This window comes from Xanthobacter sp. BG11Y11_SDJG (assembly GCF_057364445.1).
Window position 1 is genome coordinate 1 of record NZ_JBNFNU010000085.1, and the last position, 13,174, is coordinate 13,174.

Here is a 13,174-nt window from a genome sequence, read left to right on the forward strand (position 1 = left end):
CGAGCGGAGGCGTGCCGTGGCGAACAGCATAGTATATTCTCGCATCGGGAAGGATGAACGACGATGTCCGCAAGAGCAGTGGAAATACGACCGATTAGGAGGGCGAGATAAAAGGGCGCAAAGTGCGCTGCGGTCGGGCGGTTGTTCTTGCTCGGGAATTTGCAGCCAAACACACATTGCGCCGCAAATCTGCAATGTGCGCAAAGCGCTCAAGTCTCTGGTCCTGTTTGCCTTCTCGCACCTTGCGGGCGCGCGTCATGGCCGATGAGCATGAGTTCCGCGTCCGGCCGGCCGCATCCGCTCCTCTCGTGCACAGCGGGCACGCCCCTTCATCGCCCAAGCCCTCGCGGCGGCCCAGAAGGCTGGCGGACATGTCTCCCGATCCGGCCGCATCTCCTCTGGCACCCGCTCGCGCTTCGCCGCGGCCGGGCGGCGAGCATCGTCGCCAATCGCTTGCTCACCGGGCGCTCGCGCGTCGTGGTCATCAAGACCCGCGTGGTTCGGCATACGGCGCGGGCAGTGCCGCTCTCGGCTCACCTCAGTTATCTGCGCCGGGAAGGCGTGACCCGGGACGGAGAGAAGGCCCGCCTGTTCGGGCCGGGCGCCGAGGAGGGGGACGGCCGCGCCTTCGCGGAGCGATGCGCCGACGATCGTCACCATTTCCGCTTCATCGTCTCGCCTGAGGACGCGGCGGACATAGCCGGCCTCCGGTCCTTCGCCAGCGATCTCGTAGGACACATGGAGAAGGACCTCGGCACGAAGCTCGACTGGATCGGTGTCGACCACTGGAACACCGACAATCCCCACCTCCACATATTGGTGCGGGGCCGGACCGATGACGGCCAGGACCTCGTCATCTCCCGTGACTACATCAAGGAGGGCATGCGCGCCCGTGCGCAGGCTCTCGTCACCCAGGAGCTGGGGCCGCGCACCGACCTCGACATCCACCGCGCCGTCGAGCGGCAGGTGGAGGCGGAGGGCTGGACCCAGCTCGACCGCCAATTGGTCCGGGACCAGCGTGAGGCCGGCATCATCGACGTGGCGCGCGACGCCGATGGCGGGCCGGACGCTTTCCTACCGATGAAGGTGGGCCGGCTGCGAAAGCTCGAAGCTCTCGGGCTCGCCGACGAGGTCGGCCTGGGCCAATGGGTCATCGACGAGAAGGCCGAGGCCACGCTCCGCGCGCTGGGCGAGCGCGGCGACATCATCAAGCGGATGCACCGCGCCCTAACCATGCAGGGCATCGAGCGCGGTATCGCGACCTATGTGCTCGCTGGCGAAGGCCTGGATGCCCCCGTCATTGGCCGCCTGGTCGACCGCGGCCTCGACGACGAGTTGAAGGGCACGACCTATGCCGTGGTCGACGGCGTCGATGGGCGCACCCACCACATCCGTTTGTCGGACCTCGATGCGGCAGGCGATGGCGCTCCCGGCTCCATCGTCGAGCTCCGGAGGTTCGAGGACGGGCGGGGTCAGGCGCGGGTTGCGCTCGCGGTCCGCTCCGACCTCGACATCGAGCGGCAGATCACGGCCTCCGGTGCCACCTGGCTCGACCGGCAGGTGCTCAGCCGAGCGCCGGCGTCCTTGTCGGAGGGCGGCTTTGGTTCGGAGGTGCGAGAGGCGATGGAACGTCGGGCAGATCATCTGGTCCGGGAAGGGCTAGCCGAGCGCCAAGGCCAGCGCGTCACCTTCGCCCGTGACCTAATCGAGACCCTGCGCCGGCGGGAGGTCGAGGCGCTGGGCGAGAAGCTTTCCGGGGAGACCGGGCAGCCGTTCAATCGGTCAGGCATGGGAGACTATGTCTCCGGCACCTACCGCCAGCGCTTCGCGCTCGCCTCCGGCCGCTTCGCCATGATCGACGACGGCCTCGGCTTCCAGCTCGTGCCCTGGACCCCGACCCTGGAGAAGCAGCTCGGCAAGCACATCTCCGGCGTCGCTCGCGCCGATGGCGGCATCGACTGGTCCTCCGGCCGCAAGCGTGGTCTCGGCCTCTGACCTCACCTCTCACTGGAGCGCCGCATGTCCGCGACCAAGATCCTCTGGAGCCAGATCCTCGTTATCCTCGCCATCGTGCTCGCCACCACCTGGGGCGCCACGCAGTTCGTGGCGTGGCGGTTCGCCTTCCAGGACCAGCTCGGCCCGCCGTGGTTCCTGCTGGGGCCTTGGCCCGTCTATCCCCCGCCGGCCTTCTTCTGGTGGTGGTACTTCTACGACGCCTATGCACCTGCCATCTTCACCGAGGGGGCGATCATCGCCGCATCCGGCGGGTTCCTGTCCGTCGCCGCCGCCATCGGCCTCTCGGTCTGGCGGGCGCGGGAAGCAAGGCGCGTCGAGACCTATGGCTCCGCCCGCTGGGCCGAGCCCGAGGAGATCCGCGCGGCCGGGCTGCTCGGTCCCGATGGCGTGGTGCTCGGCCGTCATGGCCCGGACTATCTGCGCCATGATGGACCCGAGCACGTCCTGTGCTTCGCACCGACCCGGTCGGGCAAAGGCGTCGGCCTCGTCGTGCCCTCGCTGCTCACCTGGCCCGGCTCGGCCATCGTCCATGACATCAAGGGCGAGAACTGGCGGCTCACCGCCGGCTTTCGGGCAAGGCACGGGCGCGTATTGCTGTTCGACCCCACCAATGTGCGCTCCGCCGCCTACAATCCCCTGCTGGAGGTCCGCCGCGGGGAATGGGAGGTGCGGGACGTCCAGAACATCGCCGACATCCTCGTGGACCCCGAGGGCTCCCTCGAGAAGCGCAACCACTGGGAGAAGACCAGCCACGCCCTCCTCGTGGGCGCCATCCTCCATGTGCTCTATGCCGAGCGGGACAAGACCCTGGCCGGTGTAGCGGCCTTTCTCTCCGATCCCCGTCGGCCCATTGAGACGACACTTGCCGCCATGATGACGACGGCGCACCTCGGGGAGGCAGGACCCCATCCCGTCATCGCCAGCGCGGCCCGCGAGCTCCTCAACAAGTCGGAGAATGAGCGGTCCGGCGTCCTCTCCACCGCCATGTCCTTCCTCGGGCTCTACCGAGACCCCGTTGTCGCCGAGGTGACCCGGCGCTGCGACTGGCGCATCGGCGATCTGGTGGCAGGTGGTCGCCCGACCAGCCTCTACCTTGTGGTGCCGCCCTCGGACATCAATCGCACAAAGCCGCTTATTCGGCTGATCCTGAACCAGGTTGGTCGCCGCCTCACCGAGGACCTCCAGGCGAAGGCCGGCCGCCATCGGCTCCTCCTGATGCTGGACGAGTTCCCCGCGCTCGGGCGGCTCGACTTCTTCGAGAGCGCGCTCGCCTTCATGGCAGGCTACGGGCTCAAGAGCTTCCTCATCGCCCAATCCCTGAACCAGATCGAGAAGGCCTACGGGCCGAACAACTCCATCCTCGACAACTGCCATGTGCGAGTGAGCTTCGCCACCAACGACGAGCGCACCGCCAAGCGCGTCTCCGACGCTCTCGGCACCGCCACCGAGATGAAGGCCATGAAGAATTACGCCGGTCACCGGCTGTCGCCCTGGCTCGGACATCTCATGGTCTCGCGCTCGGAAACGGCGCGCCCGCTTCTGACGCCGGGCGAGGTGATGCAGCTTCCGCCGTCCGATGAGATCGTCATGGTGGCCAGCACACCGCCGATCCGGGCCAAGAAGGCGCGCTACTACGAGGATGAGCGGTTCGGGGAGAGGGTGCTCCACCCACCGGACCTCTCGGCCCCTCGCGATCGCCAGCCCGACGACTGGACAGTACTTCCGTTGCCAGCGCCATCGCAGCTCAGCCTGATGGTCGAGGAAAGTGACGATGAGGACGCCACGGGTTCGGAGCAGCGGCGTCAGCCGGAACTGGCTCGGGTGGAGCCGGTCGAGCCCCCTGCGCAACACCGGAACGAGTTCGAGATCGATTTGGCCGATGAGGCGGAGCACGATGTTGCCCGAACCAGTCGCATGACCAGAGTCATGCAAGGCGTGGCGCGCCAAGTCTCCCTCGATCCCAATGACGGTATGGAGCTGTGACGGCGATGCCCCCGCACAAGAAGAAGGCACAGATCTCGGTCTATCTCGATCCGGCCACCATGGGGCTTCTGGCTGACTATGCCGCGCGGCGAGACCAGCCTCAGTCTTTGATCGCCGAGGCCGCCATCGCATCGTTCCTGTCGCCCGATGCGGCCGAGCAACGGGAAGCTGCCGTCGCCAAACGCCTCGACCAGTTGGACCGACGGATGGCGCGGCTGGAGCGAGACCTCGGAATCTCCATCGAGACGCTGGCTGTGTTCATGCGGTTCTGGCTGTCGACCACGCCGGCGTTACCGGAGCCGGCGGCCCAGGCCGCGCGAGCCAAGGCTGGGGAGCGGTACGAAGCGTTTGTCGCGGCGCTGGGGCGGCGGCTCGCGAAGGGGCCGAGGCTGGCGCAAGAGATCTCAGAGGAAGGTGGCGTTTCCAAATCGTGAGAAAGGGGCTCTGGCGCCAAGAGCGGAATTTGGATCGTTGCCGGGAAGCGGACATTCTAAGCTGCCCGGCTATGCGTGCCTGTTGCGGGGTGGCCGCTGCCATCCTGCAGCGACCCCTTCCAAAATAGGTCAGAAGCCCTCGACCCGAGACGAGCGTTTGGACGGGCCATTTAGGATCGGCGCCACCACGATTTCAGTTTTGAAAGCAGCAGGGACGACGCTCTCTCCATTTTATCAACCAGCCTCCAGATCCAGCCCTGCTGCTTCGGCACGCAAAGTTCTGCGTCACGGCGATCGCGCGCCTGAACAGCTTGGATGATCTCCGGAGCCATCGCAGACGCCCATTGAACGCGATTAGCGTTGATCCAATAATGGGAGCGGCATGGAAAGCTCCAGTTCCCGACCGACGGCATTAGAGACACCATACCCCCGCGCTCTGTAATTCGCCATTTTGCCGGATTGAGAGGCGTCACGACTTCGCGCTCACAACCGCAGCAGCACAGATGCGATGCGGTGGCGTATCGCCGCGAAATATACAGGACGCCCGGTTCCAACCGGTCCGGAATGAACTCGACGAATTCCGGCCTGAGGTGCGACGCGCCTGTCATTCGGCACCTTCATGCACGATCTCCCCGGACCCGATCGAGTAGCCGGTGTAGAAGTGGCCCCGCGCCTCGCGATAGACCCCGAACAGCTGCTTCCAGCGCATGACGGCAAGCGAAGCGTTGAGCGAGTTCAACTCGGCGATCTGGATATTCGTGGCGTACTCGTTGGCCCCGCCATCATCATCGGTATAGGAAATGTGAGGGGCCGCTTCTTCGCGGGTTTCTGCCGTGCTGGTCGTCAGACGCACGATCCCGCCGAGCTGCCCGTCATTGAGCAGAACGCCCATGCCGACGTCCACGAACGGGGTGCCATTGGCCACCAGGCGATGCACGACCGCACGCTTGACGGGTCCACGGTCGAGACAGACGAACACAAAGTCCAGTCCGTCGAGCAGCGCGATATTCGACTCATCCAGGAAAACATCGTGCGCGACGATGCCCTTGTGCATGTTCGAGTACAGGCCCGCGAAATAGGAGACCTTCCGCGGCTTGTTCTCAAGGTCCCCGAGCGACGGCGCTCCCGGGGCGCGAAACGCGTTGTGCTGGGAGAAAACATCGCCGTCGATAATGCGGATTTCGGTCGCCGCCGTTTTCGCAACGAGGTCGAGAATATATGCGCCCGTTCCGCCGAGTCCGGCGATGCCGATGCGCTGACCGGCGATCTTGCCGTTGACCGCTCCGATACCGGCGCGGCTCGTCGCCGTGTCGAGATACCTGAAGACGCAGGTGTCATCGTCCGCAGGAATGGCCGGGTAGGTGCGCGCACCTACCCGTTCGTCCAGCTTGTGAGCCTCGCCCGCGATGCGGGCGATGTAGCTCGTCATCTTATGGTGATAGTCACGGTAGTCGGCTTTCGCCGAAAACGTATGCTCGGCCCGAATGCCGTCGCCGAAATCCTGGGCGACGGAGCTGTTCTGGATGGCCGTGATCTTGCTGCCATCACTGTGACAAGGGTGCGCGCCGGTCCAGTAGGCGACATGATCCGTCGGCTTTACGGTCTTGTCGCCTGACAGCTCCAGGCGCGAAATCAGAACACCCAGACGAATGGTTGCCGACGAGTCGACATACGGAACGTCCCTGACGAGCAGGTAGCCGCCCCGTATGTCGAGGTCGTAACCCTCGTTCTGAAGCCGGAGGAGGTCCGGACTAAGAGCGATTGGTCGACGTGACATCGAATTCCATCCCTTCCTTGATCTTGACGGACTGCCCTTCGACCAGCGTGCCCGCGGGCTTGTTGCCGTGGCCGCGGGTGTACTGGACCGTGTACTGGATGCCGTCGCCGGTCGGCGGGTTCTCGAAGGCCAGGGCGATGACCTCTTCGAAGGTCAGCACTTCCTTCTTCGGCAGCGTCTTCGGGCGGCCATTGACGATGATGGTGACGGCTTTTGGCCGTTCTTCGGGGCTGGGAGCATTCATAGGTTAGCCTTTCTGGCGGACAGCCGCCGGTGGGATGCTCGGTCGCGATTGCGATCTAGCAATCAATTTGATATTATGATCTTCGGAGCTAAATTGCAAGTTAGCAATCGATTTAATTTTCGCAATGGAGAAGGCATGGCCGACCGTTTTGACAGCGACGCCTTCTATGCGGCCCTGAATGCCGCGCGCCTCAGCCGTCAAAAAACTTGGAAGGAGGTAGCCGAAGAGGCCGGGATCAATGCGTCCACCCTGTCCAGAATCGGTCAGGGCGCGAAGCCGGACGTCAACGGTCTCGCGGCGCTGCTGGCCTGGTCAAACCTCAAGGCCGAATTGTTCATCCGGGGCGGCGAGCAGCAGGAAGCCGAGCCGATCGCCAAGATCACGGCCCTGCTCCGCGCGGACCCGAAACTATCGTCGAACAATGCCAAATTGATCGAGGAGATCGTGATCAGCACCTACAATAACTTGCGGGATAAATGAGTTGAGCTGGCGACGCGGATTCAAAACAGAAGCTAATCGCATCGCTCTGCGGGTGCGCGCGCAGATGGGCTTGCCGCCGGAAGCGCCCATCGATCCGGTGCTGGTCTGCGCGCGCTATGACATTCAGCTTATCAAGCTCAGCGATCTCGACAGACAGTCGCCGTTCCTCAGAACCGACAGCTCATGCTTTTCCGCCGTGACGGTGCCCTGCGGCCTTAACACCGCGATCGTGCACAACGACTCGCATCATCCCTATCGCCAGCGCAGCAACATCTGCCATGAACTGGCGCACTGTTTTCTGGGTCACGAATGCACCCCGCCGCTGACGCCTGAAGGCGAACGCGCCCGTGACGGCAGCATCGAGGCAGAAGCCAACTATCTCGCGGGCACGCTGCTGCTGACCAATGAGGGGGCATGGCACGTGATGTGCCGGCAGCTCGCCGCTGAAGCGCAGCACCTCTATGGCATCAGCGGCGCGATGCTCAATTACCGTCTGCGCGTCAGCGGCGCGCAAACGCGGTACAGCCGTTCCGGGGCGTATCTGCTCGGCGCGCGCTAGGTTCTGACCGGGATTTCGATCACCGGGCGCAGCGGCTCCAGCTGGGTCGCATATTTACGAACCACCTGATCGTAAAAGTCGGCAATGCCTTTTGCTCGCACCGTAACCGCCAGCGCGTAAGGCAGCTTCTCCGCGGGCGTGAAGTTACGGCCCTCCAGGCGGGCGTTGTAGTGGATGTCGAAACACGGATTTTGCAGGCTCGTCCCCCGGAACTTGCGAGTGGCATGCAGACAGTTTTCCCACTTCCACGCATCCCGCCGCAGCTCCTCCTCATCGCCGCCGGAACGGACGCTTGAAAAAAAGCTTTTGGAATCGGCGTGCAGCTGGTCCTCGCTTTTGAACTTCCCGTCGTGAGGCCGGAACGTGACGTCGAGACCCGCCCTTGTGTAGTTGCCCGGGTGGTGAGGATCGGTAAGGCACTTGTAGGACAGCGTAGCCGTGATTTCGGCGTTACCGGTAATCCCGCCCTCCGGCAGCGGGATCGGTGCCCGGATGTATTTCGTCGGCGAAATGTCACCCTGATAGATGACCCTGATCGTATCGTCGTCACAGACGACAATATCTTCGAGCGTCTGCGCAACGCGGCCCCAGCCTATCTCCCGGTGGGGATGGTCTGAGGCTTCGGTCGAATGGATCAGCAGCGTGCGCACGGCAAGGAGGCCAATGCTGTTTCCGAAGTGCGCTCTGATGCCTGCGCCCAGGCGCAATGTGCTGGGCGCGGCGAATGACGTACCGCCGGTGGCTTCAAGGGCAAGCTTGCTGCCGCCACCGACCACGAGGAACGGCCTTTGCAGCGATCCGCCGAACTGCACGAGGTCGGGTTCATCAAGCCGGGGCTACGTCCCGGCCCAACCGAACTGTAAGGCGCTCTGGCCCATGTCTCGTCCGGTGAATCGGCGGCACCGACAGCCAGGGCGTTCACGCAATCAGACGGCACCTGCACGCGGTTGAGATTCAGCTCTTCATCGCCTTCACCGTTGTTGCCGACTGCAACGGCGGCCAGCGTATCCGCGCGCGCGAAGCGGTCGTCGAGAACGGCGGTCCACGCGTGAACGTCATCGTCTTCGATGGTGAGCGATGGCCCGATGCTCAGGTTGACGAAGTCATAGTGTTTTTGGTCCAGCGCGCTCGTAATGCGACCAAGCACTTCATACAGCTCGTGCAGGTTCTGGCTGGGATCGCCGTCGAGGACCCGGTAGTGATCGACATTCGAATAGGGCTGCGGGAGCGGCTTTGACGGGTCGATCGAGCCGAACAAAAACGCCGATGTCACCCCGGTTCCGTGATTAAGGAATTCGCCGACAGCGGGGCCGGTGCCGATAATTTCATAAGGCGATGCCCAGGCCGACAGGGGATGAGACGCCGGCAGGCCGCCGTCGAAGATGGCGACATTGATCGAAGCGTCCATAGCGGCGACCGGCGGCAGCTCGACGGCGACAGAAGGAATGCCGGAGGTGCGGAACGCCGGTTGCAGGACACGCAATTGCGGCATCTGCCGGACGGCGCGGACAATAGAGAACAGGGCAATCGATTCAGCGAGCGCAGCCGGGGCCTCCAACGCGACGAAGCATAAGCCGCCCGCATAGAAGCGGTGATTCAGACGCGCGTCGACACCGAGTCCCCTCAGATAGCTACTGAATTCCGGCAGCATAGCACGCTCGCCGTCCATGCTTTCCGTATGAAGGACGACCTCGAAGACGGTTCCGCGCGCGGGAGTGATCCCTTGATCTTGTCCGCAACGCTTTGGGCTTCGATCGTCTCCAGGGTCATCAGATCCTTTGCGACCTGCGTGCCTTCGACGAGGCGGCCCATGGACGACTGCCAGTTTGCAAAGGCCTGCTTCGTCCCCATGACGAAGAGTTCGGTGGTCAGGGCTTCTTCAGGCGGTCGTCCTTTGGAGCGCTGCGCGGGCGTGATGCGCCGCGGCTTGCTACCGACGGGGGTCAGGCCTGTCTGACGGAACAGCTCCGACGGGAAATAGGACTTGGCGATGAATTCCGGGTTCAGAACAACAGCTGCCACGGCCTGACCTTGCGGACAGGCCTGATCGGGCAAGGCCCTGATCTGACGGACGGTGTCATCAAGCATGGGTGCAAGACGGCCGCGCGCCTGCTGGAACGTATAAGGCGTGATCTTAGGCCCTCCGCCCGAACGAACTACGACGTCCTGCGTGAGCCGCTCGCCCTTGCCGAGAAGGAAGTTTTGTTTAGCCATCGCGCCCACGCCCGTTTATTTTGCGCGGAGGCTTCTTGGCAGTCCGGGCGCGAATGGTTTCCCGCGCGACGCCGGTGACTTCATGGGCTGCGCGCTGCGAAAGGACCCCCGCGCTGACAAGCTCTGCCGCAAGCGCGATGCGATCGTTCTTGGTGCCGGACTTGCCGTTGATGAGCCCGACCAGATGATCGTCAAGAGCTCGCCCAGTAGCGCCGCTTTCCGGCGCACTGACTTCAGCTCGCGGTCGATATCGCTGAATGACTGTCCTTCGAGCGCGATCGTAAGCACGCTTGCCCAGCTTTCTGTCTGCGCGCTGAGCGGCGCGAGCGCGGACATGAGATAAGCATTGATCGCTTCGCGATCGGGAAGCGGAAACTCCAGCGCCAGGTCAAAGCGTCTCCAGATCGCCGGGTCCAGCAGGTCCGGGTGATTGGTGGCGGAAACCAGCAGTCCTGTGGAAGGCCAGTCGTCGATTTGCTGGATAAGCACGGTGACGAGGCGCTTCAGCTCCCCGATTTCTCCGCGGTCGTCGCGACGCTTGGCGATGGCATCAAGCTCATCGAGCAGCAGCACACAGTCCAGCGTCTTCGCATAATCAAGAACATGCCGCAGGTTGGTGCCTGTACGGCCCAGATAGCTGCTCATAACGGCAGCCAGATCGAGAATGAGAAGAGGCCTGTTGAGTTCTCGAGCAAGCCAGCGCGCCGCGAGCGTCTTGCCCACGCCGGGAGCCCCTGTGAACAAAACGGTCCGGCTGGGTTCTAGACCGGCTTTTGAAGGCTCTCTATACCTTTGCGTTCGGCCACGAGCGCATCGAGCGCTTCTTTCACCGCGCCTGAATAGACCGGCTCATGGTCCAGCACCGGATGCTCTTCAATCCGCAACAGATGGAAACGGGTATCAACATCGACGGGAAGGACGGCCTCCGTCTGCCGACGCAACGGCGAAGCGCGCGTGGGCGACTCGCGCAACAGCAAGGCTAGAGCCGTCGCCATGTCAGGTGCGTTATCCCGATAGCCTTTGGCAAAGCGGTGGAGAAGCGCCATCACATCCTGCGGCCGCCCTGACAGCGCCACGCGCGCCAGATGCACCATGTCTTTTTCGAGTTTGTTCTCTGCCGTAGCCACGCGCCGTCTTCTCCAACCAAACCCGCTGGGCAGCATACTCTTCAATGGAAGATTCTCAAATTGTTTCGTCTGAATCTCTTCCATTATTTTATAAGTAGTTGATAATATTATATATTCTTCGGAAGAAAAGGGAAGCGCCGGGCGTGCGATTGGTCGCCTCGGTAACGACAAATCCTGAAGCACAGTCTGGTTGGAAGCGGAGAGGAGAGCCCCTGCTGCGGTTGCTGTGCCCGTCATTCAGAGCGGCGGGATAGCGCCCTCCTTTGCATGACGCATCCGTCACAGAGAGCGTTCAGATCAGCGACCAGGGAGCGAGAAGTGGAGGCGAGAGCTGGACGGCAGGATGAAAGGCGGAAGCTGTCCCGGTGCTTGTAAAGGAAGACCTGATCGCCGCGGCGAGGCATAGGGGGTCTACCGACCTCGTGGCACGCAAGAGACCGTGGGAGCCAGAGGCGCCAAGCCGCGCGTCTCATACCCTGTCGAATTTAGGAGCAGACGGGTTTCGGATGCAGGTAGGGGCCGCGTCACGACCCTGCCAAGACGGCCAATCAACTTCCAGCGCAAGGACAAGCGGGCGGCTAGGACGCAAAACGCCAAAACAACCCTTAGTTGCAATGGCGCACCCGACACGATTCGAACGTGTGGCCTCCGCCTTCGGAGGGCGGCGCTCTATCCAGCTGAGCTACGGGTGCCTGCTGCTTACGCAGTGCTTACTCGGGTTTCCTGCGAAAGTTAAGCTCCACGAGCCAACCCTCGCAAGTCATTGAACTCAAAACTCTTTTCTTCACACTTTTCGCGTCGGCTGGCTTGACACGCGCCTTCGGAGGGCAACGCTCTATCCAGCTGAGCTACGGGTGCAAACTTTCCGCCGGTTCGGCCTTCATAATCCATGGCGCTCGGCACGGCAACCGGCGGCGCCAGCCTTATGCCCGTGGAAATGCCGCCCCACCCGCGAGCGGCGCGCCGACCCGGCGCCCGCTGTCGCCGGAAGCCTTCAAGGCCCGGTCGCGAACCCGCCCCACTTCGCTGCCGACGGGACGGCCGCGGCGTCAAGCCAGGGGCGCGGGGCCGGCGGATCGGGATCCGCCGCCCGGATCACGCACCGTCCCGGTCGCCGGCGTCGAGCGTCGCCCAGCCGACCGGACGGTGGGTTGGCGGGAGCCTTTCCTGTTCCTCGCGGGTGCGCAGCAGATGCGCCTTCGCCATCATCTGCGCGCTCACCGGCGCGGTGAGGAACAGGAACAGGGTGATCAGCAGCTCGTGGATGGAGAAGTCGCCGCGGGCGGCGGTGAAGTAGATCATGGAGGCAATCAGCAGCGAGCCGATGCCGAGGGTGGTCGCCTTGGTCGGGCCGTGCAGGCGGCCCATCAGCCCGGGCAGGCGGGCAAGGCCGAGGGCGCCGACCACCAGGAAGAACGCGCCGACGAGAATGAGCACGGCGACGAGCGCCTCGACGATCGGATGCATCCGCCCCTCCTATTCGATCACGTTGCCGCGCAGCAGGAACTTGCAGAAGGCCACGGTGGTGACGAAGCCGACCATGGCGAACAGCAAGGCGGCCTCGAAATACATGCCGGTGCCGTAGCCGATGCCGATCAGAACGATGAGCGCGATGGTCTCGATCACCAGCGTGTCCAGCGCCAGAACGCGATCGGTGGCGTCGGGCCCGACCACCAGGCGGTACAGGGTGAGGCCGAGGGCGAGGCAGATGGCGCCCGCCGCGATGGCGATGGCGATGGCGATCATTCAAAGATCCTCTTCAGCCGGCTTTCATAGCGCGCCTTGATGGTGGCGACGGCGCCGTCCGGGTCGCCGGCGTCGAGGCAGTGCACCAGCAGGGCCTTGCCGTCGGCACTGAGGTCGGCGCTCACCGTGCCCGGAGTCATGGTGATGGTGCCGGCGAGAACCGCGATGGCTTCCGGCGTCACGAGGTCGAGGGGCACGGTCACATAGCGGGTGCGCAGCCGATCGGCCGGGCGAAACAGGATGATCTGGGCCACCTCGATATTGGACACGACGATGTCCCACATCACGATCAGCCCGTAGCTGGCGATGGTCAGCGGCGCCTTCAGCCTGGGCCGGCCGGGCCAGAACGGCGCGGTGACGAGCGGGACGACGACGCCGAGGACGATGCCCAGCACCACGACGCCCGGCGTCACCTCGTTCATCAGCAGGATGAAGACGAGGATGAGCAGCAGGGTCAGGAGCGGGTGGGGGAGAAGGCGCGCGCGCATGTCACTTCTCCGTCGCGGCCGGGCCGCCCGGCGCCAGCACGGCCTGGATGTAGGCGTCGCGGTCGAGGGCCGTGGAGCCGGGCCGGGCGAGGCCGGCAGCGCCTGC

15 protein-coding genes, 1 tRNA gene and 1 pseudogene are annotated in these 13,174 nt (G+C 63.9%); 5 read left to right on the forward strand and 12 right to left on the reverse strand.

The features are described from left to right. Positions 1–257: 257 nt before the first annotated feature. From AC2W7M_RS09775 to AC2W7M_RS09785, 3 genes and pseudogenes are all read left to right on the forward strand, one after another. Positions 258–1,995: pseudogene (locus AC2W7M_RS09775) on the forward strand (relaxase/mobilization nuclease domain-containing protein). A 24-nt stretch (positions 1,996–2,019) separates the two neighbouring features. Next, positions 2,020–3,999, forward strand: a complete 1,980-nt coding sequence (locus tag AC2W7M_RS09780) for a conjugal transfer protein TraG (protein ID WP_486131998.1) — start codon at positions 2,020–2,022, stop codon at positions 3,997–3,999. A 5-nt stretch (positions 4,000–4,004) separates the two neighbouring features. Beyond that, positions 4,005–4,433, forward strand: coding sequence for a CopG family transcriptional regulator (locus tag AC2W7M_RS09785; RefSeq protein ID WP_486132000.1), 429 nt, complete (start codon positions 4,005–4,007; stop codon positions 4,431–4,433). Between the two features lie 170 nt (positions 4,434–4,603). Here AC2W7M_RS09785 and AC2W7M_RS09790 read toward each other — a convergent pair whose 3' ends face one another. Genes AC2W7M_RS09790 through AC2W7M_RS09800 form a run of 3 tightly spaced genes read right to left on the reverse strand, consistent with a single transcriptional unit; the run spans position 4,604 to position 6,454 of the window. Next, the gene (locus AC2W7M_RS09790; protein WP_486132002.1) at positions 4,604–5,041 is read right to left on the reverse strand and encodes a ubiquitination-like system serine protease family protein; all 438 of its coding nucleotides are present in this window, start codon (positions 5,039–5,041) and stop codon (positions 4,604–4,606) included. Further along, positions 5,038–6,210: a ThiF family adenylyltransferase gene (locus AC2W7M_RS09795; RefSeq protein WP_486132004.1), complete on the reverse strand. Its 1,173-nt coding sequence runs from the start codon at positions 6,208–6,210 to the stop codon at positions 5,038–5,040. The genes AC2W7M_RS09790 and AC2W7M_RS09795 overlap by 4 nt, the downstream gene beginning before the upstream one ends. Further along, a complete protein-coding gene (locus AC2W7M_RS09800) occupies positions 6,185–6,454 on the reverse strand; it encodes a multiubiquitin domain-containing protein (protein WP_486132006.1) in 270 nt (89 codons plus the stop codon). Before AC2W7M_RS09800 ends, AC2W7M_RS09795 begins: the two co-directional genes overlap by 26 nt. Before the next feature lie 135 nt (positions 6,455–6,589). On the opposite strand from AC2W7M_RS09800, the gene AC2W7M_RS09805 reads away from it, so the two are divergent. Both AC2W7M_RS09805 and AC2W7M_RS09810 read left to right on the forward strand, forming a co-directional pair. Then, complete coding sequence (locus AC2W7M_RS09805; protein ID WP_486132008.1) at positions 6,590–6,934, forward strand: helix-turn-helix domain-containing protein; 345 nt, start codon at positions 6,590–6,592, stop codon at positions 6,932–6,934. 1 nt (position 6,935) lies between these two features. Continuing rightward, complete coding sequence (locus AC2W7M_RS09810; RefSeq protein WP_486132010.1) at positions 6,936–7,493, forward strand: ImmA/IrrE family metallo-endopeptidase; 558 nt, start codon at positions 6,936–6,938, stop codon at positions 7,491–7,493. On the opposite strand, the gene AC2W7M_RS09815 is transcribed toward AC2W7M_RS09810, so the two are convergent. The 9 genes from AC2W7M_RS09815 to AC2W7M_RS09855 all read right to left on the reverse strand — a co-directional run bounded on the left by AC2W7M_RS09815 (position 7,490) and on the right by AC2W7M_RS09855 (position 13,068). Then, positions 7,490–8,143 (reverse strand): hypothetical protein, encoded by a 654-nt coding sequence (locus AC2W7M_RS09815; RefSeq protein ID WP_486132012.1) that lies wholly within the window; start codon positions 8,141–8,143, stop codon positions 7,490–7,492. The genes AC2W7M_RS09810 and AC2W7M_RS09815 overlap by 4 nt on opposite strands. Then, positions 8,128–9,162 (reverse strand): S8 family peptidase, encoded by a 1,035-nt coding sequence (locus AC2W7M_RS09820; RefSeq protein ID WP_486132014.1) that lies wholly within the window; start codon positions 9,160–9,162, stop codon positions 8,128–8,130. The genes AC2W7M_RS09815 and AC2W7M_RS09820 overlap by 16 nt, the downstream gene beginning before the upstream one ends. Further along, the gene (locus AC2W7M_RS09825) at positions 9,117–9,716 is read right to left on the reverse strand and encodes a hypothetical protein (protein ID WP_486132016.1); all 600 of its coding nucleotides are present in this window, start codon (positions 9,714–9,716) and stop codon (positions 9,117–9,119) included. Before AC2W7M_RS09825 ends, AC2W7M_RS09820 begins: the two co-directional genes overlap by 46 nt. Before the next feature lie 6 nt (positions 9,717–9,722). After that, positions 9,723–10,430, reverse strand: a complete 708-nt coding sequence (locus AC2W7M_RS09830; protein ID WP_486132018.1) for an AAA family ATPase — start codon at positions 10,428–10,430, stop codon at positions 9,723–9,725. A gap of 38 nt (positions 10,431–10,468) precedes the next feature. Then, positions 10,469–10,834, reverse strand: a complete 366-nt coding sequence (locus tag AC2W7M_RS09835; protein ID WP_486132020.1) for a hypothetical protein — start codon at positions 10,832–10,834, stop codon at positions 10,469–10,471. 615 nt (positions 10,835–11,449) lie between these two features. Next, positions 11,450–11,526, reverse strand: a tRNA-Arg gene (locus AC2W7M_RS09840). Between the two features lie 403 nt (positions 11,527–11,929). Further along, a complete protein-coding gene (locus AC2W7M_RS09845; protein WP_486132022.1) occupies positions 11,930–12,301 on the reverse strand; it encodes a Na+/H+ antiporter subunit G in 372 nt (123 codons plus the stop codon). 9 nt (positions 12,302–12,310) lie between these two features. Then, positions 12,311–12,580, reverse strand: coding sequence for a K+/H+ antiporter subunit F (locus tag AC2W7M_RS09850; protein WP_486132024.1), 270 nt, complete (start codon positions 12,578–12,580; stop codon positions 12,311–12,313). After that, positions 12,577–13,068 carry a Na+/H+ antiporter subunit E gene (locus tag AC2W7M_RS09855; RefSeq protein WP_486132025.1) on the reverse strand — a complete coding sequence of 164 codons (492 nt, stop codon included), beginning with the start codon at positions 13,066–13,068 and terminating at the stop codon, positions 12,577–12,579. Before AC2W7M_RS09855 ends, AC2W7M_RS09850 begins: the two co-directional genes overlap by 4 nt. Positions 13,069–13,174 lie beyond the last annotated feature (106 nt).

Excerpts from the sequence above, each read along its gene's own strand:
- AC2W7M_RS09780 (WP_486131998.1), top strand. The coding sequence starts at position 2,020 with ATGTCCGCGACCAAGATCCTCTGGAGCCAGATCCTCGTTATCCTCGCC.
- AC2W7M_RS09785 (WP_486132000.1), top strand. The coding sequence starts at position 4,005 with ATGCCCCCGCACAAGAAGAAGGCACAGATCTCGGTCTATCTCGATCCG.
- AC2W7M_RS09790 (WP_486132002.1), bottom strand. The coding sequence starts at position 5,041 with ATGACAGGCGCGTCGCACCTCAGGCCGGAATTCGTCGAGTTCATTCCG.
- AC2W7M_RS09795 (WP_486132004.1), bottom strand. The coding sequence starts at position 6,210 with ATGTCACGTCGACCAATCGCTCTTAGTCCGGACCTCCTCCGGCTTCAG.
- AC2W7M_RS09800 (WP_486132006.1), bottom strand. The coding sequence starts at position 6,454 with ATGAATGCTCCCAGCCCCGAAGAACGGCCAAAAGCCGTCACCATCATC.
- AC2W7M_RS09805 (WP_486132008.1), top strand. The coding sequence starts at position 6,590 with ATGGCCGACCGTTTTGACAGCGACGCCTTCTATGCGGCCCTGAATGCC.
- AC2W7M_RS09820 (WP_486132014.1), bottom strand. The coding sequence starts at position 9,162 with ATGGACGGCGAGCGTGCTATGCTGCCGGAATTCAGTAGCTATCTGAGG.
- AC2W7M_RS09845 (WP_486132022.1), bottom strand. The coding sequence starts at position 12,301 with ATGCATCCGATCGTCGAGGCGCTCGTCGCCGTGCTCATTCTCGTCGGC.
- AC2W7M_RS09850 (WP_486132024.1), bottom strand. The coding sequence starts at position 12,580 with ATGATCGCCATCGCCATCGCCATCGCGGCGGGCGCCATCTGCCTCGCC.
- AC2W7M_RS09855 (WP_486132025.1), bottom strand. The coding sequence starts at position 13,068 with ATGCGCGCGCGCCTTCTCCCCCACCCGCTCCTGACCCTGCTGCTCATC.